18 protein-coding genes are annotated in these 19,607 nt (G+C 71.0%); 9 read left to right on the top strand and 9 right to left on the bottom strand.

Features of this window, described 5'->3' with window-relative positions; translation table 11 throughout:
• Positions 1 to 21: 21 nt before the first annotated feature.
• Genes OG331_RS33250 through OG331_RS33235 form a run of 4 tightly spaced genes read right to left on the bottom strand, consistent with a single transcriptional unit; the run spans position 22 to position 5,304 of the window.
• On the bottom strand, positions 22 to 1,218 hold the full coding sequence (locus OG331_RS33250) for an exo-alpha-sialidase (RefSeq protein ID WP_406203010.1): 1,197 nt from the start codon (positions 1,216 to 1,218) through the stop codon (positions 22 to 24).
• Positions 1,219 to 1,257: 39 nt separating this feature from the next.
• Positions 1,258 to 1,917, bottom strand: a complete 660-nt coding sequence (locus tag OG331_RS33245) for a response regulator (protein ID WP_406203009.1) — start codon at positions 1,915 to 1,917, stop codon at positions 1,258 to 1,260.
• Positions 1,914 to 3,161, bottom strand: a complete 1,248-nt coding sequence (locus OG331_RS33240; protein WP_406203007.1) for a sensor histidine kinase — start codon at positions 3,159 to 3,161, stop codon at positions 1,914 to 1,916. The genes OG331_RS33245 and OG331_RS33240 overlap by 4 nt, the downstream gene beginning before the upstream one ends.
• A gap of 46 nt (positions 3,162 to 3,207) precedes the next feature.
• A complete protein-coding gene (locus OG331_RS33235) occupies positions 3,208 to 5,304 on the bottom strand; it encodes an MMPL family transporter (RefSeq protein ID WP_406203005.1) in 2,097 nt (698 codons plus the stop codon).
• A gap of 207 nt (positions 5,305 to 5,511) precedes the next feature.
• Between OG331_RS33235 and OG331_RS33230 the strand changes: the two genes are divergently transcribed.
• Positions 5,512 to 6,012 (top strand): DUF6234 family protein, encoded by a 501-nt coding sequence (locus OG331_RS33230; protein WP_406203003.1) that lies wholly within the window; start codon positions 5,512 to 5,514, stop codon positions 6,010 to 6,012.
• Here OG331_RS33230 and OG331_RS33225 read toward each other — a convergent pair.
• Together OG331_RS33225 and leuA are read right to left on the bottom strand one after the other, a co-directional pair.
• The gene (locus tag OG331_RS33225) at positions 5,904 to 6,602 is read right to left on the bottom strand and encodes a TerB family tellurite resistance protein (RefSeq protein WP_406203001.1); all 699 of its coding nucleotides are present in this window, start codon (positions 6,600 to 6,602) and stop codon (positions 5,904 to 5,906) included. The genes OG331_RS33230 and OG331_RS33225 overlap by 109 nt on opposite strands.
• 296 nt (positions 6,603 to 6,898) lie before the next feature.
• Entirely contained in the window at positions 6,899 to 8,620 is a 1,722-nt protein-coding gene (gene leuA, locus OG331_RS33220; RefSeq protein WP_406202999.1) for a 2-isopropylmalate synthase, read from the bottom strand.
• 320 nt (positions 8,621 to 8,940) lie between these two features.
• Between leuA and OG331_RS33215 the strand changes: the two genes are divergently transcribed.
• From OG331_RS33215 to OG331_RS33200, 4 genes are all read left to right on the top strand, one after another.
• Positions 8,941 to 10,011, top strand: coding sequence for a M4 family metallopeptidase (locus OG331_RS33215; RefSeq protein ID WP_406202997.1), 1,071 nt, complete (start codon positions 8,941 to 8,943; stop codon positions 10,009 to 10,011).
• 21 nt (positions 10,012 to 10,032) lie between these two features.
• Positions 10,033 to 10,299: a protealysin inhibitor emfourin gene (locus tag OG331_RS33210; protein ID WP_406202995.1), complete on the top strand. Its 267-nt coding sequence runs from the start codon at positions 10,033 to 10,035 to the stop codon at positions 10,297 to 10,299.
• A gap of 69 nt (positions 10,300 to 10,368) precedes the next feature.
• Positions 10,369 to 11,703 carry a GH1 family beta-glucosidase gene (locus OG331_RS33205; RefSeq protein WP_406202993.1) on the top strand — a complete coding sequence of 445 codons (1,335 nt, stop codon included), beginning with the start codon at positions 10,369 to 10,371 and terminating at the stop codon, positions 11,701 to 11,703.
• Positions 11,700 to 12,953 (top strand): MFS transporter, encoded by a 1,254-nt coding sequence (locus tag OG331_RS33200; protein WP_406202991.1) that lies wholly within the window; start codon positions 11,700 to 11,702, stop codon positions 12,951 to 12,953. The genes OG331_RS33205 and OG331_RS33200 overlap by 4 nt, the downstream gene beginning before the upstream one ends.
• Before the next feature lie 31 nt (positions 12,954 to 12,984).
• Here OG331_RS33200 and OG331_RS33195 read toward each other — a convergent pair whose 3' ends face one another.
• The gene (locus OG331_RS33195; protein ID WP_406202989.1) at positions 12,985 to 13,839 is read right to left on the bottom strand and encodes an NAD-dependent epimerase/dehydratase family protein; all 855 of its coding nucleotides are present in this window, start codon (positions 13,837 to 13,839) and stop codon (positions 12,985 to 12,987) included.
• Positions 13,840 to 13,958: 119 nt separating this feature from the next.
• On the opposite strand from OG331_RS33195, the gene OG331_RS33190 reads away from it, so the two are divergent.
• Both OG331_RS33190 and OG331_RS33185 read left to right on the top strand, forming a co-directional pair.
• Positions 13,959 to 14,807: a helix-turn-helix transcriptional regulator gene (locus OG331_RS33190; protein WP_406202987.1), complete on the top strand. Its 849-nt coding sequence runs from the start codon at positions 13,959 to 13,961 to the stop codon at positions 14,805 to 14,807.
• 198 nt (positions 14,808 to 15,005) lie between these two features.
• Positions 15,006 to 15,482, top strand: coding sequence for a hypothetical protein (locus tag OG331_RS33185; RefSeq protein ID WP_406202985.1), 477 nt, complete (start codon positions 15,006 to 15,008; stop codon positions 15,480 to 15,482).
• A 65-nt stretch (positions 15,483 to 15,547) separates the two neighbouring features.
• Here OG331_RS33185 and OG331_RS33180 read toward each other — a convergent pair whose 3' ends face one another.
• Both OG331_RS33180 and OG331_RS33175 read right to left on the bottom strand, forming a co-directional pair.
• Positions 15,548 to 15,886, bottom strand: a complete 339-nt coding sequence (locus OG331_RS33180; RefSeq protein WP_328881738.1) for a P-II family nitrogen regulator — start codon at positions 15,884 to 15,886, stop codon at positions 15,548 to 15,550.
• On the bottom strand, positions 15,883 to 17,226 hold the full coding sequence (locus OG331_RS33175) for an ammonium transporter (protein ID WP_406202983.1): 1,344 nt from the start codon (positions 17,224 to 17,226) through the stop codon (positions 15,883 to 15,885). Before OG331_RS33175 ends, OG331_RS33180 begins: the two co-directional genes overlap by 4 nt.
• 153 nt (positions 17,227 to 17,379) lie before the next feature.
• On the opposite strand from OG331_RS33175, the gene era reads away from it, so the two are divergent.
• Positions 17,380 to 18,339: a GTPase Era gene (gene era / locus OG331_RS33170; protein ID WP_328881737.1), complete on the top strand. Its 960-nt coding sequence runs from the start codon at positions 17,380 to 17,382 to the stop codon at positions 18,337 to 18,339.
• Between the two features lie 194 nt (positions 18,340 to 18,533).
• On the top strand, positions 18,534 to 19,601 hold the full coding sequence (locus OG331_RS33165) for a PhoH family protein (RefSeq protein ID WP_406202981.1): 1,068 nt from the start codon (positions 18,534 to 18,536) through the stop codon (positions 19,599 to 19,601).
• Positions 19,602 to 19,607 lie beyond the last annotated feature (6 nt).

Genomic DNA, 19,607 nt, shown 5'->3' with positions numbered 1-19,607 from the left:
GAACGCCGGAGGGGCTGGTTTTCAGCCCGTCGGCAGCCTGCGGAACTCGATCGTCTCGTACGTCCCCTCCACCCCCGTCTCGTACAGAATCCCGACCACCCGCCGCCCCAACGGCACCAGATCCGAGTACCCCGCCCGCTGCTGAGACAGCGTCATTGCCTTCGTGAAGGTCGCCCCGCCATCCGCACTCCGCCACACGGCCATCGATTGGCGCACCGTAGGCACGGACGGACCGGAGAACAGCAACGCGCCCCGAGAACCCGCGAGTTGGAGGACACTCCCCTGCACCACCGGCACCTCGTTCAACGTCGGCTGAACCGTGTACGGCCGGTCCAACGTCTCCCCACCGTCACCGGAGTGGCTGTCGAGCCGGTTCCCGGCACTCGTGCCGAGTTGGTCCCGGGAGTTGAAGTACAGCCTGCCGTCGGGAAGTTCGGCCGCCGTGGACTCGTTCGCGTTGCTGAAACCGTCGTACGAGTCGTCGACGAACCCCCTCCGCCAGGAACGCCCGCCGTCGTCGCTGTAGATGGCGTGGGCGCCGTAGTACTTGGGCTCCTGCCCGGTGTCCCCGGACCCCGGCGCCGGCGCAGCCGAGTGGTTCGACGGGACGACCAGCCGCCCCGCGTGCGGACCGTGCCGCAGCGCGATCGCGTGACCGGGCCCCGTGGCGTACCAGCGCCAGTTCGACGGCTTCACCTGGCCCGTGATGTCCCGCGGGGAGGAGAAGTGGCGGCCGTCATCCGCGCTCCGCTGCACGAACACCCGCCGGCTCTGCTCCGGCGTCGCCTCGCCCCGCATGATCTGCGCCTCCGTCACGTCCCCGCTGTTGTAGGAGGTGACCAGCACGACCGCGCCGGTGCGCGGATCGACCACGGGAGCGGGGTTGCCCCGCGTGTCCCCGTCCCCGGAGGCGACCACGGCCTGCGGACCCCAGGTGCAGCCGCCGTCGAGGGAGCGTCTGAGGATGACATCGATGTCGCCGGTGTCGCCCGCCCCGTCGTGCCGGCCCTCGGCGAAGGCCAGGACCGTGCCGCGCGGGGTCGTGACCGTCGCCGGGATGCGGTACGTGTCGTAGCCGCCCTCGCCCGAGACGTAGGGGACGGAGGACGTGCAGCCGGCCTCCCCCGCCGAGGCGTTGCCGGTCGTGACCAGTGGGGTGGTCAGGAGTACGGCGGTGACCAGGTACGTACGACTGAGTGTGCGCCTCAGGTTGGTCATCGAGCTCCTTTGACGGAGGGTCAGACATTGCCCTGTCCGTCACAGGATCCCCGGTGTCACCATCCCTGACTCATAGGCCACGATGACCAACTGCGCTCGGTCCCGGGCTCCCAGCTTCCCCATGATGCGGCTGACGTGTGTCTTCGCCGTCAGCGGGCTGAGCCCCAATGCTTCCGCGATTTCCGTGTTGTTGAGGCCGCGGGCGACCAGTGTCAGCACTTCGCGTTCACGTTCGGACAGGCAATCGGGTCCGCCGGCGGTGGGCGCGGAAGGGCTGCGCAGGAACCGCTCGATCAGCCGTGCGGTCGGCCCCGGCGACAGGAGCGCCTCCCCCGCGGCCACCGTGCGGATGGCGTCGAGGAGTTCGGCCGGGCGGGTGTCCTTGACCAGGAATCCGGAGGCGCCGGCGCGCAGCGCGTCCACGATGTTCTCGTCGGTGTCGTAGGTGGTGAGGACCAGGACACGCACCTCGGCCAGGTCCTCGTCGGCCGCGATCAGGCGGGTCGCCTCGATGCCGTCGAGGTCGGGCATGCGGATGTCCATCACGACGAGGTCGGCGCGGGTGCCACGGGCCAGTTCCGCGGCCTCCCTGCCGGTGGCCGCCTGGCCGACGACCTCCATGTCGGGGGCCGACTCGACCAGCATGGCGAACGCCTCCCGCACGAGCGTCTGGTCGTCCGCGAGCAGGACGCGGATCATCTCTCTCCTCCCCGGTCGCTCCCGACAGGCAGTACGGCGCTCACCCGGAAACCCCCCTTGTCGCCCGGTCCGGCGTCGAGTGTGCCACCCACGCTGCGGGCCCGCTCCCGCATGCCGACGAGGCCGTAGCCGGGGACGGACGTGGTGGAGCCGTGGGCGGGGCGCCTCCCGTCGTCGGTGACCGACACGAGCAGGGCGCCCTGCTCCTCGTACAGCTCGACCCGTACGGCGGGTTCGGGACCCGCGTGCCGGACGACGTTCGTCAGCGCTTCCTGCACGATCCGGTACGCGGCCGCCCCGACGGCGGGCGGCGCCTCCCGCACCCGCACCTCCGACGCCACCCGTGCACCGGCCAGCCGCGCCGCCTCCACCAGGTCGGGCACCCCGTCGATACCGGGCAGCGGGCCGCGTGCCTCGCCCACCGCGCCCTGCTCACGCAGGAGTTCCAGCGTCGTACGCAGCTCGCCGCGCGCCGTGCGGCAGGTCCCGGCGATGTCGTCGAGCGACTTGGCGATCGCCTCGCGGTTCAGCCGCTCGGGGTCGGCGGCCAGGACGTGCGCGGCCACCGATGTCTGCACGCCGATGAGCGTGATGCTGTGGGCGAGCAGGTCGTGCAGGTCGCGGGCGATGCGCAGGCGTTCCTCGGCGACCCGGCGGCGGGCCTCCTCCTCGCGGGTGCGTTCGGCGCGCTCGGCGCGCTCGACGATGGCGGCGACGTACTGGCGGTAGTAGCGGACGTCGATGCCGCAGAAGAGGAACGCGAAGACCCAGCCGGAGATCCGCAGGATCTCCACCGTCCCGTCGGGGTTGGTGAGGGCGTTGAGGATCAGTGTCACGCCGAGGACGGCGGCCCCGGTGAGCAGCGTGCGGCGCACCGTGCCGGTCGCCGCGAGCGTGTACAGCACCACCATGGTCGCGAAGAGGGGCGCGGCGTGGTTGTTCTCCAGGGCGTGGTACGGGGCGATGCAGACCATCACCGCCAGCAGGACCAGCAGCGGCCGGTGGCGCCGCCACACCAGGGGCACGTGGGCGGCGAGCAGCAGGGTCCAGCCGAGCGCGTCGGGGCGCAGTCCCTTGTCGCCGAGCAGGGCCATGGCCGTGGCGAGAACGGCCCAGGCCACGGCCAGCAGCGCGTCGTTGCGTGTGCGGTGCGGGGCGGTGAGGGGGTCGCGGTTGATCGCCGCCATGACCCGCTCGCCGATGCGGGACCGGGCCGCTGTCGTGGTTGGCTGCACGGAGTTCATCTTCCGGGACGAGGGCGCCCCTCCGGCAGGGAGGGGCGCCGGTCGGTCAGGACACGGAGACGGCCACGTGCTCCGGCTCCTTCGGCGGGACGGGCGGCCGGGGTCCCTCGGGTGCGCGGGAGAGCCGGCCCGGCCACCACATCCTGCGCCTGAGGGCCACGCTCGCGCTGGTGACCAGGTAGGTGCGGACCAGGAAGGTGTCCAGCAGTACGCCGACGGCGATGACGAATCCCAGCTCGACGAGTGGGACGAGCGGCATGCTGGTGAGCACCGCGAAGGTGGCGGCGAGGACGAGCCCGGCGGAGGCGATGACGCCGCCCGTGGTGCGCAGCGCGGTGAGCGCGGCCGATGCCGGTTCGGTGCCGTTCAGGCACTCCTCGCGCATCCGGTGCATCAGGAAGATGCCGTAGTCGACGCCGAGGGCCACCAGGAACACGAACGAGAGCAGCCCGAGTCCGGGATCGGTGCCCTCGAAGCCGAAGAGCGGCCCGAAGACGAGCCCGCCGATGCCGAGCGCCGCGCCCCACACGGCGACCACGGCCGCCACCAGGATCAGCGGCGCGACGAGCGAGCGCAGCAGGGCGACCAGGATCAGCAGCACGGACAGCAGCACGAGCGGTACGACGACCAGGCGGTCGCGGGCGTTGGTGTCCTTCAGGTCGATCTGCTCGGCGCTCGGCCCGCCGACGTAGGAGCCGTCGAGCTTGTCGCGCAGGGCCTCGATGGTGGCGGTCTCCCCGGCGGACTGGGGTGCCGCGGTGGCGAGGACGGAGATCTCCGTCCAGCCGTTTCCGGTACGGCCTTCCCGCGCGCTGTCGACGCCCTCGGTGCCGCGGACCGACGCGAGCGTCTCGGCGGCGCGGCCCTCCCGCGTGATGACGGTGATGGGCTGGGTGCCGCGCTCGGGGTAGGCCTGGCCGAGCGTCTCCATGGCGGCGACCGCGTCGGGCTTGCTGGTGAAGGAGTCCTCCTGCTTCAGGGGGCCGGGCAGGTTCAGGGCGCCGAGCGCGAGCGCGCCGAGCAGGACCGCACCGCCCGCGAGGACGGTCAGGGGCCGGCGTCCGGCGGAGCTGCCCATCGCCGTGAACAGGGACCGGCGGGCCTTGGGCGTGCTGCCGTGGCGGGGCACGAGCGGCCAGAACACGCGCCGGCCGAGCAGCACGAGGATCGCGGGCAGCAGCGTCAGCATGGCGGCCAGCGCGCACAGCACGCCGACGGTGCCGAGCGGGCCCATGCCGCGGCTGGAGTTGAGGTCGGCGGCGAGCAGGCACAGCAGTCCGGCGGCGACGGTGCCGGAGGAGGCGAGCACGGCGGGCCCGCAGCCCTTGAGCGCGGCCACCATGGCGTCGTAGGGCCGCTCGATCCGCCGTAGTTCTTCCCGGTACCGGGAGACGAGCAGCAGCGCGTAGTCGGTGCCGGCCCCGAAGACGAGGATCGTCATGATCCCGGAGCTCTGGCCGGAAACGGACGTTCCGAACCACTGGTTGAGGCCGTAGGCGACGCCCATCGACAGATAGTCGGCCATGCCCGCGACGGCGAGCGGGACGAGCCACAGGAACGGGCTGCGGTAGATGAGGATCAGCAGCAGCGCGACCACGGCGGCCGTGGTGTACAGCAGGGGTCCGTCGAGCGAGTTGTAGACCTCGCCCGCGTCGGTGGCGAGCGCGCCCGCCCCGCCGACGTCGACGTTCAGCCCGTCGCTGCCCTTCGCGATGTCCCGCACGGAGTTGACCAGTGCGTCCCGGGCGTCCTCGTCCTGCCCCGGTTCGGTGCTGGCGACCGGGTACATCAGGGTGGTGCCGTCCTGGGACGGAATGCCTTCGGGTTTCCCGGTGAGCCGGTGGGCACCCGCGATCCGCTCGATCTGATCGGCGGCAGTCGCCCTGTCCCCCGCGCTCAGCCCGCCGTCCCGGTGATAGACGACCACCATCTCGGTGGCCTCGCCACCCGGCAGCCGGTCCTCGATCTTCGCCACCTGCGTGGAGTCGGCGCTCGCCGGCAGATAGTCGACGGCACGGTCCCGCTGCACGTCCGCCAGCTTCGACGCGAACGGCGACGCCAGCGCCAGCACCGCGATCCACAACCCGAGCACGAGCCAGGGCACGGCCCGCCGCCGTCGTGCACTTGTCCTTGCGGCCCCCATGAGACGGGCCTCCCTCCGGGTCGGGTGTCTGGGTCGCTTCCAGACTCCCGGCGCGGGAGGGCCGATTCGTCGGGCGGGAGGGCGAGTTGGGGCCTACTGCCGGGGGCGGCACGACGGCGCGATTACTCCCTGGGGAGTACTGCGGAACACCATGCCTGAGCATCCGTACTCAGGTGCCGGCCCTGCTCTCGGGCCATCCTGGCCCTCATGACCGCCCCTGTCGGCCTCCCGCACTTCCGCGGTGCCAATGTGCCGCCCCCGCCCACCGGACGCCGACAGCTGCCCGTCGCGGCGGACATCGCCCTGGCGGTCGGGCTGCTGGTCCTCGACGTCATCGGGGCAGTCGCGGCCTTCCTGGCAGGCATCGACGTCAGCGGCGACTGGAGGCCGTTCGACCCGGGCGCGGACAACTCCGGCGTCACGTTCAGGTTCACCTGGCTCTACGTGGGCATCGCCGGCGGCGTCGTGCTGCTGACGGCCGCACCGCTGCTCCGGCTCCGCGCCGTCGTCAGCGCCGGACTACAGGTCCTCGTGGCCACGGCCGTGCTGGTCGTCGCCGTGGGCGGCGCCCGGTTCGGCGACGGTCGTGGCGCCGGGGGCTACGACGGCGTCCGGGCCGCCGCGGCCAGCAGCCTCGTCACGTCCTCGGCGCAGATGGTGAGCGCGGAGCCGACCGTCGCTAGGACGTCCCGCTCGGCGGGTGTGTAGGGGCCGTCGGCCAGGGCGATGCGGGCGCCCTGGAGCAGGATCGATTCGCGGCCGGGCGGCGCGAGGTGGGGGGCGAGGGGGTCCAGGGCCTCGTGGAGCTCTATGGCCAGGCCGGCACCGCAGGGCTCGGAGAAGACCCGCCCGGTGTCCGCGGCCAGGGCCTCGACCAGGGCGTTGAGCTGCTCCTCCGTGCACTCGTCGAAACCGGCGGCACGCACCGTCGCCGCGGCGGCCTCCAGGGACGGACGGGCACAGGTGCCGCCGGCGGCCAGCACCGCGAGGGCGACGGTGTGGACGGCGTCACGCAGCATCGCGGAGAAGCGGGTGGTGGTGGGGTGGTCGAGGACGTCGGTGCCGAAGTGACGTCGGCAGGCCGCGCACTCCACGACCGGGGCGGTCTCGCCGCGCGGCAGGACCGGCACACCGAGCAGGGTGAAGCGGCGGTGCCCCGTCAGCCGCTGGTAGTTGCGGTCACCCCCGCAGCCCGGGCAGAAGAACTCGCCGTCACCGACGGCCGACCATGCGGTGCGGGTGCCCAGAATGCGCGCAAGCCTGGCGGCACGGCCGTCTTGTCCCCGTCCTGGCAGCACGTCGCACCTCCGTAACCCCGCGGCAACATCGCCGCGCTTGCGTGATGTTAGCCACATCATGGAGGCAGAGTCAGCACCCCGGACGAGACCTTTCCGTGACCTGCACAGGTCAATGGCCGGAAACAGACGGGCCCCGCCCACCGGAACAGGGCGGACGGGACCTGGGAACGCCTGGCACAACAACGCCCTAAAGGGGCGCCGGGAACTGCGCGACCAGCCGCGACGGCGCAGTGGACGAGCGACTGCGCCTCGCGGCACTTCCGTGGTCGCGCCCCTCCCTCGCGGAGCGCGAACCGTCAGCGCGCTGCGCGATTGACGGCGGAGACGACCGCCTTCAGCGACGCACGCGTGGTGTTCGCGTCGATCCCGATCCCCCACAGCACCTTGCCGTCGATCGCGCACTCGATGTACGACGCGGCCTGCGCCGACGCGCCCTCGCTCATCGTGTGCTCCTGGTAGTCCAGCAGCCGCACGTCGATGCCGATGGACTGCAGGGCGTCGAAGAAGGCCGAGATCGGACCGTTGCCGGTACCGGACAGGACCGTGTCGACGCCGTCGACCGTCGCCTCCACCTTCAGCGTGTCCACGCCGTCCGTGTCCGTCGTCGACTGACCGTTCTTGACCTGGATCCGACCCCACGGGTTCTGCGGGTTCGGCAGGTACTCGTCCTGGAAGACCGCCCAGATGTCACCGCCGGTGACCTCGCCGCCCTCGGCGTCCGTCTTGGCCTGGATCAGCTTGGAGAACTCGATCTGCATCCGGCGCGGCAGGTCCAGCTTGTGGTCGTTCTTCAGGACGTACGCGATACCGCCCTTGCCGGACTGCGAGTTGACGCGGATGACGGCCTCGTAGGAGCGGCCGACGTCCTTCGGGTCGATCGGCAGGTAGGGCACCGCCCACTCGATGTCGTCGACGGTGACGCCCTTCGCGGCCGCGTCGGCCTCCATGGCGTCGAAGCCCTTCTTGATGGCGTCCTGGTGGGAGCCGGAGAAGGACGTGTAGACCAGGTCGCCCACGTACGGGTGGCGCGGGTGGACCTCCATCTGATTGCAGTACTCCCACGTACGACGGATCTCGTCGATGTCGGAGAAGTCGATCTGCGGGTCGACGCCCTGCGAGAACAGGTTCATGCCCAGGGTGACCAGGTCGACGTTGCCGGTGCGCTCGCCCTGCCCGAACAGGCAGCCCTCGATGCGGTCGGCGCCGGCCATCAGCGCCAGCTCGGCCGCCGCCACCGCCGTACCGCGGTCGTTGTGCGGGTGGACCGACAGCACGACGTGCTCGCGGCGCGTCAGGTTGCGGTGCATCCACTCGAAGCGGTCCGCGTGGGTGGACGGCGTCGAACGCTCCACCGTGGCGGGCAGGTTGAGGATGATCTCGCGGCCCGGACCGGGCTGGTAGACGTCCATCACCGCCTCGCAGACCTCCAGGGCGAAGTCCAGCTCGGTGTCGGTGAAGATCTCGGGGCTGTACTGGTAGCCGAACTCCGTCTCCGGGCCCAGCAGCTTCTCCGCGTACTCGACGACCAGCCGCGTGCCGTCGACGGCGATCTGCTTGATGTCGTCCCTGGAGCCGCGGAACACCACCCGGCGGAAGACGGGGGCGGTGGCGTTGTACAGGTGGACGGTGGCCCGCTTGGCGCCCTTCAGGGACTCCACGGTCCGCTCGATCAGGTCCTCGCGGGCCTGGGTCAGTACGGAGATGGTGACGTCGTCGGGGATCGCCTCGGGGTCCTCGATGATCGACCGCACGAAGTCGAAGTCCGTCTGGCCCGATGCCGGGAAGCCGACCTCGATCTCCTTGTAGCCCATCTTGACCAGCTGGTCGAACATCCGGCGCTTGCGCTCGGGCGACATCGGGTCGATCAGGGCCTGGTTGCCGTCACGCAGATCGGTGGAGAGCCAGCGGGGGGCGGCGGTGACACGCTTCTGGGGCCAGGTGCGGTCCGGGATGTCGACCTGCTCGTAGCGGCCGTACTTGTGGACCGGCATGGAACTGGGCTGCTGGCGATTCGCCATAATGCTTCGGGCTCCTCAGGATGTCCGGAAGGACGGCCGACGACGCAACGCCAAGCTCCGCGGGGAGGGAGTCGACCTGGACTACAGGCCCTCGCCGCGGCAGCTAAGAAGAAGCAGCCCGAAACGCATGATGCGAAGCATGCTAGCCGAGCCGCTCCCCGTGCGGGGCGCCGTATCAGTATGCGGGACCCGAGGGATGAATAGGACAAAACGTGCGCCATACCACTTCGTCACGGAGCGTGCGGCTCCCTGTCCGCATATTTCACCAATCATGGTTGCGACTAGTGACAGCCCGCTAACGCAGTGCAATGGTGCCGGTCATGACGACCAACGGGGGCTTCGAGCCCGTCTTCTGCACCGTCGTACCGCCGCACGTCCTCGACAAGCTGGCCCGGAACGACGACCCCGCACTCTCCGGCCCCGCCCGCCGGACCCTGATGCGCGACAGTGAGCTGCGCGGCAGGCGTCGCGTCACGACCGAGTTCGCCCTCGCGGCCGCCCCGGCGGAGAAGGCACCGTCGGACCAGCCGCTGCGCACCATCTACGACGCCCAGCACCGCACCGCCCTGCCCGGCACCAAGGTCCGCGGCGAGGGCGCGGACCCCGGCCAGGACGCCACGGTCAACCGCGCCTACTCCGGCCTCGGCGCCACCTTCGAGCTCTTCCTCAAGGCGTACGCCCGCCACTCGATCGACGGCGACGGGCTGCCCCTGGACGCCACCGTCCACTACGACGAGAACTACAACAACGCCTTCTGGAACGGCGAGCAGATGGTGTTCGGCGACGGGGACGGGGAGATCTTCCTCGACTTCACCATCCCGATCGACGTCATCGGCCACGAGCTCAGCCACGGCGTCACCCAGTACACGGCCAACCTGACCTACTACGGCCAGCCGGGCGCCCTGAACGAGTCCATGTCGGACGTCTTCGGCGCGCTGATCAAGCAGTACACGCTCGGCCAGACCGCCGCCGAGGCCGACTGGCTGATCGGCGCCGGTCTGCTGGCGCCCGGCGTCTCCGGCAAGGCCCTGCGCTCCATGAAGGAGCCGGGCAGCGCGTACGACGACGACGTCCTCGGCAAGGACCCGCAGCCCGCGACGATGGACGACTACGTCCGCACCGGCCGCGACAACGGCGGCGTCCACATCAACTCCGGCATCCCCAACCACGCCTTCTACCTGGCCGCCACCGCCCTCGGCGGCAACGCGTGGGAGAAGGCGGGACAGGTCTGGTACGACGTCCTGACCGGCGGCGAGCTGTCGGAGCGGGCCATGTTCACCGACTTCGCCAAGCTGACCGTCAAGACGGCCCGCGAGCGCTTCGGCGACGACGGCGAGGAGCTCCAGGCCGTGTCGAAGGCCTGGGAGCAGGTCGGGGTGCGGATCCAGTAAGTCCGTACTAGACAGGGACCCATGCGGATTTTGGTACGGCGCACGGGTGGATTCGCGGGCATCGAGCGGCACGCCGAGGTGGACACCTCGGGGCGGCCCGACGCCCAGGAGTGGCACGCCCTGGCCGAGCGCGCGGTCGCGTCCGGCCGGGGCACGCCCCCCGTCGGGGTTCCGGACGGCTTCAGCTACCAGATCACCGTGGACGGCAGAACGGTGTACTGCTCGGATCCCCGGCTCACGGACGACCAGCGGAAGCTGATCTCGCGGGTACTGAAGGAGGGGGCGTGACCGGCACTCACGGAGGGCCGTAACTGCTTCTTCACGCCCGGCCGTTGACTTCCGTTACCGCTGGTACGGATGATCCGGCGCATGGCGACTGACGCGCGCGGCGCGACGAACCCGATACCTCAGTTCCCGGCCGGCTTCCTGTGGGGCGTGTCCACCTCGGCCCATCAGATCGAGGGCGCGGTGGACGAGCGCGAACCCTCCGTGTGGGACACCTTCACGGCCGGGCCGGGCCGGGTGAAGGACGGCTCCACGGCCACGGTGGCCTGCGACCACTACCACCGCTACCCGCAGGACGTGGCCCTGCTGGCCGACCTGGGCGTCGACGCGTACCGCTTCTCGATCTCGTGGCCGCGGGTGAACGCGCCGAAGGGCCTCGACTTCTACGACCGTCTGGTGGACGAGCTGTGCGCGGCGGGCGTGCGGCCGGTGCCGACGCTCTTCCACTGGGATCTGCCGGTCGCGCTGGACTGGCTGGAGCGGGACACGGCGTCCCGTTTCGCCGAGTACGTGGAGGTGGTCGCCGAGCGCCTGGGCGACCGGGTGAAGAAGTGGATCACTCTCAACGAGCCCGCCGAGCACACCCTGCTGGGCCACGCCCTCGGCACCCACGCCCCCGGCAGGCAGCTCCTGTTCGACGCCCTCCCCGTCGCCCACCACCAGCTGCTGGCCCACGGTCTCGCCGTACGGGCGCTGCGCGCGGCCGGCGCCACGGACATTGGGATCGCCAACTCGCACGGGCCGACGTGGCCGGCGTCGCAGGAACCGGCGGACCTGGAGGCGGCTGACTTCTACGACGTACTCCTCAACCGGCTGTTCGCGGACCCGCTGCTGCTCGGCCAGTACCCGGACGGCATCGGCGAGTTGATGCCTGGCGACGTCGAGGCCGACCTGTTGGTCATCGCCGAGCCGCTCGACTTCTACGGCGTCAACTACTACGCGCCGACCCGCGTGGGCGCCCCGCAGGGCACCGAGATCGAGTTCGGCGGGATCAGCATGCCCGCGGAACTGCCCTTCTCCGTACGGGAGATCGAGGGCGTGCCGACGACGGACTTCGGCTGGCCGGTGGTGCCCGAGGGCCTCACCGAGCTGCTCACCGGCTTCCGGGAGCGGTACGGCGACCGGCTGCCGCCGGTCGTCATCACCGAGAACGGCTGCAGTTACGAGGGCATCGACGACCAGGAGCGGATCGCCTACCTGGACGGCCACATCCGCGCGCTGCACCGGGCGGTGGAGGCGGGCGTGGACGTACGCGGGTACTTCGTCTGGTCGCTGCTCGACAACTTCGAGTGGGCCGAGGGGTACGCGCGGCGGTTCGGGCTGGTGCACACGGACTACGAGACGCTCACCAGGACCCCCAAGGCGTCCTACGGCTGGCTGCGGGACGTGCTCCGGGCCCAGAGGTGACGTCCACCCGGTCCCCCGGTGCCCTGGCCGAGCCCGTCGACCGGGTCGGCCGGGGCTGGACGGCGGCGCTGTCGCTGTCCAACGTGGCGATCTGGGTGGGCTGGTACGGCCCGTTGCAGATCCTGCTGGCCCGGCAGGCGGAGGACTTCGCGCCCGGCACCGGGATGTCGAAGGAGACGCTGCTGGCATGGGTGACCGGCGCGGGCGCGGTGGTGTCGCTGGCGGCGAACCCGTTCTTCGGGGCGCTGTCGGACCGCACCACGGCCCGCTGGGGCCGCCGTACGCCGTGGATCGTGGCCGGCGCGGCGGGCGGCGCGCTGTCGCTGCTGCTGCTCGCCGGGGCGGGCGGGCTGTGGGCGATGGCGGTCGGCTGGTGTCTGGTCCAGCTGACGCTGAACGCGTCCTTCGCGGCGGTGACGGCAGCGGTGCCGGACCGGGTGCCACGGCTGCAACGGGGCGTGGTGGGCGGCTGGTTGGGGGCGGCGCAGATCCTCGGGGCGGTCACCGGCACGGGGCTTGCGACGGCGGCGGGCGGGATCGCGGCGGGGTATGCGGCCTGCGCGGTGTTCGCGGTGGCGGGGGTGCTGCCGTACGTCCTGCGGTACCGGGATCTGCGGCTGGCGGCCACGGACCGGCCCGCGTGGTCCTGGCGTTCGTTCACGCGCGGCTTCTGGCTGAGCCCGCGCCGCTACCCCGACTTCGGCTGGGCCTGGCTGACCCGCTTCCTGATCAACCTCAGCAACGCACTGGTGATCCTTTACCTCCTCTACTACCTGCGGGACCGCCTGCACCACCACGACCCCGAGCAGGGCGTCCTGATCCTCACCGCGGTGAACAGCGTGACCCTGGTGGCCACGGTGGTGGTGGGCGGCGCCTGGTCGGACCGGGTGGGCCGCCGCAAGCCGTTCGTGATGTGGTCCGGGGTGCTGATGGCGGCGGCCACGGGCCTGCTGGCCGGCTGGCAGACCTGGCCGAGCGCGATCGTCGTGGCGGCGCTGCTGGGCCTGGGGCTCGGGGTGTTCATGTCGGTCGACTTCGCGCTGATGACGGACGTCCTGCCGAAGGCCCTCGACCGCGGCAAGGACCTCGGCGTCATCAACGTGGCGAACGCCCTCCCCCAGGTGGCGGCCCCCGCCCTGGCCGCCCCGATCGTCACCCACCTCGGCGGCTACCGGGTGCTGTACCTGGTGGCGGCGGGGGCGGGCCTGGCGGGGGCGGTGCTGGTGGGACGCATCAGAGGCGTGGACTAGTCAGCCCACGGTGCCCCCGACCGGCACCCCGTCAGAGCGCCCCGGCATCCCGCGCGGCATAAACCGACGGAAACAACGGCCGATACCCCAGCTCCCGACGAATCCGCTCCGTCGAGGTGATCGCGACCCACGGATCGGGATCGGCACGGGTGTACAACTCCGCCGGGATCTCGACCCCGTTGAGCTGATGCAACTCGACCGCCGTCACGGGAACGTCGTCGGCGATGTTGTAGGCCCGCCCCGCGATCCCCGGCGCATGCAGGATCCGCAGCAGCCCCTGGGCCACGTCCGCGTGATGCCCCATGTGCAGCCGCTGGGTGGCCGCCCAGTTCTTGGCCCACATCAGGGACTGCGCGAGATGCGGATCGCCCTCGCCGTAGACGAAGGGGAGCCGGGCGACGCGTACGTCGAGCCCCTCCATCCCGCGCAGCTCCCGCTCGGCCGCCGCCTTGGACTCCGGGTAGGCACCCCACATCGCCCCGCCGGGCCGGCTCTCGTCGTCCTCGGTGAGCGGGCGGCCGCGTCCGGTGCCGTACACCAGCCCCGTGCTGACCTGCACAAAGCGCCGCACCCCGGCAGCCAGCGCCGCACGCCCCAGCGCCACGGCCGCGTCCCGGTTGACCGCCCACGCCTCCTCGTCGGGGACCCCGCGGAAGGAGGCCGCGACGTTCACGACCGCGTCGACCCCGGCGACCGCCTTGCCGAGCGTCCCGGTGTCCCGCAGATCGCCGACCACGACCTCGGCGCCCAGCTCCGCGAACGGCTCGCCCCGCGCCTCGTCCCGCACCAGCACCCGTACCTGCTCTCCCGCCCGGGACTGCGCGAGCAGCCTCGGCACGAAGCGCCGGCCGACCTGTCCTGTCGTACCCGTCACCAACGTCAGCATGTTCTGCTCCTCTCGTCACCGACCAGCCTCGGACGGGGCCGGTGCGGACGGGAGAGACCTGTTGATCAGGGGATCGGCAGTCCCTGGCTAAGCCGGCCGCGCTGCCGCAGGCTGGAGAGGTGAACCGAGCCGAACTCGCCGACTTCCTGCGCCGTGGCCGCGCCCGGCTGACCCCGTCGGACGTGGGTCTGACCCCGGGCACCCGGCGCCGCACTCCGGGCCTGCGCCGTGAGGAGGTGGCGCAGCTGGCGGGGATGTCGGTGGACTACTACACCCGGCTGGAACAGTCCCGTGGCCCGCGCCCGTCCCGCCAGATGCTGACGGCGCTGGCCCGCGCGCTGCGCCTGACCGCCGTCGAGAGCAACCACCTGTTCCACCTGGCCGGCGAGGAGCCCCCGCGCCGCGAGACGACGTCGGCGCATGTCCGGCCCGGGCTGCTGCTGATCCTGGACCGGCTGCACGACACCCCGGCCCAGGTGGTGAACGACTGCGGCGAGGTGCTCGCGCAGAACGCGATGGCCCGGGCGCTGGTCGGTGATGTGATGTCCCGGCCGCGGCGCGAGCGCAATCTCGCCCGGCTCTACTTCCTGGACCCGGCCGCGCGCTCGCTCTTCCCGCAGGAGGACCGCGCGGGCCACGCGCGCGCCCATGTGGCCACCCTGCGCGCGGTGGCCGCGGCCCGCCCCGACGACCCGGAACCGGCCGCGCTGGTCGCCGAACTCCGGTCGTCCAGCGAGGAGTTCGCCCGATTGTGGGAGGAACACGAGGTGTCGCAGCGCAACCGTGCCACCAAGCGTTTCCTGCACCCCGTGGTCGGCCTCCTGGAACTGGACTGCGAGGTCATGGTCAGTCACGAACACCACCACCTGCTGGTCGTGCACTCGGCCCGGCCCGGGACCGAGGCCTACGAGCGCCTGCAACTCCTGCGGGTGGTGGGCCTGCAGGACATGTCGCCCAGCAAGGCCTGATCCGGTAGCTGACCCTCCGGTAATGGAGGCCGGAAATCACCCTTGCCGACCCTCGCCCCACGCGCATCAATGGAAACGGCGGTTCCGACGGACCGTCAGATTCAGCTCTCCACGCAGTGTGTCCGCATCCACCTGCCGAACAGTTCCCCGACCCCCCACACAAGGAACTCCCCCACCCTTGAAAGGGACTGAATCCCCATGAGACGCATGCGCATTGGAGCAGGTGCCGCGCTGGTGGCCGGGACCCTCGCGGTCACCGGGCTGGCCTTCGCACCCGCCGCCCTCGCGGTCGCCCCCGGCTCGGCGACGATCACCGCCGAATGCGGCAGCTTCGGCGGTGGCGAGGCCACCCTCACGGCGACGCAGGACGGCACCGCCGCCACCATCACCGTCAACTCCTCCGCGATCACCGCGCCGATCGCGCTCGGCGAGGACTCCATCGCCTCGACGCTCACCCTGGTGAAGGCGAGCGGCGGCACCACCGCCTTCACCGGCACGGAGAACCCGGCGATGGCCGCCGGCGACCCCGTCCAGGTCGGCCCGCTCAGCGGCACCGTCGCCTCCGGGGACAGCCTGGAGGCCTTCGGCGGCTCGCTGACCATGACCGTCCTCGGCATCACCATCACCTGCACGGCGACCGGGCCGCAGTCGCCGGGCCCGTTCGTGTTCGACTGAGCCCGCCTGACGCACTGAAGGCTCCGACGTTCTGAAAGGGGCGCGGTCCCGGCGCTGTTACGGCTTCACAGCGCGTCGGGGCCGCGCTCGCCCGTCCGTACCCGTACGACCGTCTCGACCGGCAGCGCCCAGACCTTGCCGTCGCCGATCTTGCCGGTGTGCGCGGCCTTCACGATGGCGTCGATGACGTCCTCGGACAGCGCGTCCTCGACGACGACCTCGATGCGGACCTTCGGCACCAGGTCGACCTGGTACTCCGCGCCCCGGTACACCTCGGTGTGGCCGCGCTGCCGGCCGTACCCGCTCGCCTCGGTCACGGTCAGACCGTGCACGCCGAGTTCCTGGAGGGCGGTCTTGACCTCGTCGAGCCGGTACGGCTTGACGATCGCGGTGATCAGCTTCATGCCTGCTTCTTGACCTTCTGCGCGGCGGGGAGGGAGGAGGAGACGGACGAGGCGAGGGACGCCGTGACCGGGGCGCCGTGCCCCAGGACCCCGTGATCGTAGGCGGTCTCGGCGTGCACCGTAAGGTCCAGGCCGGTGTGCTCCTGCTCCTCGCTCGCCCGGAAGCCCATGACCCTGTCGATCAGCTTGGCGATGCCGTAGGTGACGAGGAAGGCGTACGCGCCCACGGCCACGATCGCCACCGCCTGCTTGCCGAGCTGCGCGAGTCCGCCGCCGTAGAGGAGACCCTCGGCCCCGCCGGTCATGGCGGCCGTCGCGAAGACGCCGATCAGCAGGGTGCCGATGACACCGCCGACGAGGTGGACGCCGACGACGTCCAGGGAGTCGTCGTAGTTGAACTTGAACTTCCAGCCGACGGCGTACGAGCAGACGACGCCGGCGGCGAGGCCGATGACGAGCGCGCCGAGCAGCGAGACCGAGCCGCAGGAGGGTGTGATGGCCACCAGTCCGGCGACCGCGCCGGAGGCCGCGCCCAGCGTCGTCGGGTGACCGTCGCGCTTCTGCTCGACGAAGAGCCAGCCGAGCAGGCCGGTGCAGCCGGCGGCGAGGGTGTTGAGGAAGGCGGCGGCCGCGAGGCCGTTGGCGCCGAGGGCGGAGCCGGCGTTGAACCCGAACCAGCCGAACCACAGGAGACCGGCGCCGATCATGACCATCGGCAGGTTGTGCGGCCGCATGGCGTCCTTCTTGAAGCCGAGCCGCGGGCCCAGGACCAGGGCCAGGGCGAGGCCGGAGGCGCCGGAGGTGATCTCGACGGGGAGACCGCCGGCGAAGTCGAGGGCACCGAGCCGGTCGAGGATCCAGCCGCCGGGGCCCCAGGTCCAGTGGGCGACGGGAACGTATACGAGCAGCGCCCACACCGGCACGAACACGACCCACGCCTCGAACTTCGCCCGGTCCGCGACGGCGCCGCTGATCAGCGCCGCGGTGATGATCGCGAAGGTGAGCTGGAAGGTGGCGAAGAGGAGGGTGGGGACGGTCCCCTGGACGCTGTCCGGTCGGAGCCCGGCCATACCGGCGTGGTCGAGCCCGCCGATGAGGCCGCCGAGGGTGTCCTCCCCGAAGGCGAGGGAGTAGCCGCAGGCCAGCCAGACGACGGTGACCAGGGCGATGGACACGAAGCTCATCATCAGCATGTTCAGGACGCTCTTCGTGCGGACCATGCCGCCGTAGAAGAGGGCCAGGCCCGGGGTCATCAGCAGGACGAGGGCGGTGGCGGCGAGCAGCCAGGCGGTGTCGCCGGTGTCGACGCTTGCGGCGGCGAGGGTCACGGTCGTCTCCAACGGTGCGGGGGCTCGTCAGAGGTTCACCGCTGTGCGTTTCCGGTCGTGCACGGCTGTGTTTCCGCGACGTTTCGTTGCGCGGGGGTTTCCGGAAGCTCACCGGACGGCCGGCGGTCGGTCTGTTGTGCGGCGAGGGTCTGTGGATCAGGGAGAATGGGCGCCATGAGCGTTCGCAGCCAGTCATCCGAGCCGTCCGAGGCCCCCCACCGCGCCGGCTTCGCCTGCTTCGTGGGCCGTCCCAACGCGGGCAAGTCCACCCTTACGAACGCTCTGGTCGGCCAGAAGGTGGCGATCACCGCCAACCAGCCCCAGACGACGCGGCACACGGTACGCGGGATCGTGCACCGGGAGGACGCCCAGCTGATCCTGGTCGACACCCCTGGGCTGCACAAGCCGCGCACGCTGCTCGGCGAGCGCCTCAACGACATCGTCCGTACGACCTGGGCCGAGGTCGACGTGATCGGCTTCTGTCTGCCGGCGAACGAGAAGCTCGGCCCCGGCGACCGTTTCATCGCGAAGGAGCTGGCGTCGATCAAGAAGACGCCGAAGATCGCGATCGTCACGAAGACCGACCTCGTGGACAGCAAGACGCTGGCCGAACAGCTCATCGCCATCGACCAGCTCGGCAAGGAGCTCGGCTTCGAGTGGGCCGAGATCGTCCCCGTTTCCGCGGTCGGTGACCAGCAGGTGGGCCTGCTGGCCGACCTGATCGTCCCGCTCCTGCCGGAGGGGCCGGCGCTCTACCCCGAGGGCGACCTCACCGACGAGCCCGAGCAGGTCATGATCGCGGAACTGATCCGCGAGGCCGCGCTGGAGGGCGTCCGGGACGAGCTGCCCCACTCCATCGCGGTCGTGGTGGAGGAGATGCTCCCCCGCGAGGACCGCCCCGCCGACAAGCCCCTCCTCGACATCCACGCCTTCGTCTACATCGAGCGCCCCAGCCAGAAGGGCATCATCATCGGCCCCAAGGGCAAGCGCCTCAAGGACGTCGGCATCAAATCCCGCAAGCAGATCGAGGCCCTGCTGGGGACGCCGGTGTTCCTGGACCTGCATGTGAAGGTCGCGAAGGACTGGCAGCGCGACCCGCGCCAGCTGCGGAAGCTGGGTTTCTGAGCCGAGGGATCACTCGCGGGGGCGGAAAACCCGACCCGGGGTGACAGCGGGCGTACCCGACGTGCACGGATGGGGACCGTGGGGAAAAGGCCTACGGCCTTGTCAGTCCCCCGGCGTACTCTTGAAATCGCCAGGCCGCCCACGTGGCGGGCGAGTCGTTTCGAGGAGGACGAGCAAGGCCTACGAGCCGGCCCATGACTCAGACACCCACAGCTCACACACCCGCGCAGGGGCAGGCGAGAGCACAGTTCACCGTCCCCGCCCAGCACCCCATGGTGACCGTGCTGGGGTCCGGCGACTCCCTGCTGCGCGTGATCGAGAAGGCCTTCCCGGCGGCCGACATCCACGTCCGGGGCAATGAGATCAGCGCGGTCGGCGATGCCGCTGAAGTCGCCCTCATCCAGCGCCTGTTCGACGAGATGATGCTGGTGCTCCGCACCGGACAGCCGATGACGGAGGACGCAGTGGAACGCTCGATCGCCATGCTCAGAGCGAGTGAGAACGGCGAGGGCCCGGAGGAGACCCCGGCCGAGGTCCTCACCCAGAACATCCTCTCCTCGCGCGGCCGCACGATCCGCCCCAAGACCCTCAACCAGAAGCGGTACGTCGACGCGATCGACAAGCACACGATCGTCTTCGGCATCGGCCCCGCCGGTACCGGCAAGACCTACCTCGCCATGGCGAAGGCGGTGCAGGCCCTGCAGTCCAAGCAGGTCAACCGCATCATCCTGACCCGGCCGGCGGTCGAGGCGGGCGAGCGGCTCGGCTTCCTGCCGGGCACGCTGTACGAGAAGATCGACCCGTACCTGCGTCCGCTGTACGACGCGCTGCACGACATGCTCGACCCCGACTCCATCCCCCGGCTCATGGCCGCCGGGACCATCGAGGTCGCCCCGCTCGCGTACATGCGCGGTCGTACGCTCAACGACGCCTTCATCATCCTCGACGAGGCCCAGAACACCTCGCCCGAGCAGATGAAGATGTTCCTCACCCGTCTCGGCTTCGAGTCGAAGATAGTCATCACCGGTGACGTGACCCAGGTCGACCTCCCGGACGGCACCAAGTCCGGTCTGCGGCAGGTGCAGGACATCCTGGACGGCGTCGACGACGTGCACTTCTCGCGGCTGTCGTCCCACGATGTCGTCCGGCACAAGCTGGTCGGCCGTATCGTCGACGCGTACGAGGAGTTCGACAACACGCACGGCACCCAGAACGGCACGCACAAGGGCCGCGGCGGCAAGGCCGGGCACAAGGGGAAGTAGAGAACA

Origin of the sequence: Streptomyces sp. NBC_01017, from assembly GCF_045162795.1 — a bacterium.
GTDB classification, from domain to species: Bacteria; Actinomycetota; Actinomycetes; order Streptomycetales; family Streptomycetaceae; genus Streptomyces; species Streptomyces machairae.
This window is presented reverse-complemented; position numbering and strand designations above follow the sequence as displayed.

What these genes read in the sequence shown, in the direction of transcription:
- OG331_RS33250 (WP_406203010.1), bottom strand. Translation starts at nt 1,218, where the DNA reads ATGACCAACCTGAGGCGCACACTCAGTCGTACGTACCTGGTCACCGCC.
- OG331_RS33245 (WP_406203009.1), bottom strand. Translation starts at nt 1,917, where the DNA reads ATGATCCGCGTCCTGCTCGCGGACGACCAGACGCTCGTGCGGGAGGCG.
- OG331_RS33240 (WP_406203007.1), bottom strand. Translation starts at nt 3,161, where the DNA reads ATGAACTCCGTGCAGCCAACCACGACAGCGGCCCGGTCCCGCATCGGC.
- OG331_RS33235 (WP_406203005.1), bottom strand. Translation starts at nt 5,304, where the DNA reads ATGGGGGCCGCAAGGACAAGTGCACGACGGCGGCGGGCCGTGCCCTGG.
- OG331_RS33230 (WP_406203003.1), top strand. Translation starts at nt 5,512, where the DNA reads ATGACCGCCCCTGTCGGCCTCCCGCACTTCCGCGGTGCCAATGTGCCG.
- leuA (WP_406202999.1), bottom strand. Translation starts at nt 8,620, where the DNA reads ATGGCGAATCGCCAGCAGCCCAGTTCCATGCCGGTCCACAAGTACGGC.
- OG331_RS33215 (WP_406202997.1), top strand. Translation starts at nt 8,941, where the DNA reads ATGACGACCAACGGGGGCTTCGAGCCCGTCTTCTGCACCGTCGTACCG.
- OG331_RS33210 (WP_406202995.1), top strand. Translation starts at nt 10,033, where the DNA reads ATGCGGATTTTGGTACGGCGCACGGGTGGATTCGCGGGCATCGAGCGG.
- OG331_RS33205 (WP_406202993.1), top strand. Translation starts at nt 10,369, where the DNA reads ATGATCCGGCGCATGGCGACTGACGCGCGCGGCGCGACGAACCCGATA.
- OG331_RS33195 (WP_406202989.1), bottom strand. Translation starts at nt 13,839, where the DNA reads ATGCTGACGTTGGTGACGGGTACGACAGGACAGGTCGGCCGGCGCTTC.
- OG331_RS33185 (WP_406202985.1), top strand. Translation starts at nt 15,006, where the DNA reads ATGAGACGCATGCGCATTGGAGCAGGTGCCGCGCTGGTGGCCGGGACC.
- OG331_RS33180 (WP_328881738.1), bottom strand. Translation starts at nt 15,886, where the DNA reads ATGAAGCTGATCACCGCGATCGTCAAGCCGTACCGGCTCGACGAGGTC.
- era (WP_328881737.1), top strand. Translation starts at nt 17,380, where the DNA reads ATGGGCGCCATGAGCGTTCGCAGCCAGTCATCCGAGCCGTCCGAGGCC.
- OG331_RS33165 (WP_406202981.1), top strand. Translation starts at nt 18,534, where the DNA reads ATGACTCAGACACCCACAGCTCACACACCCGCGCAGGGGCAGGCGAGA.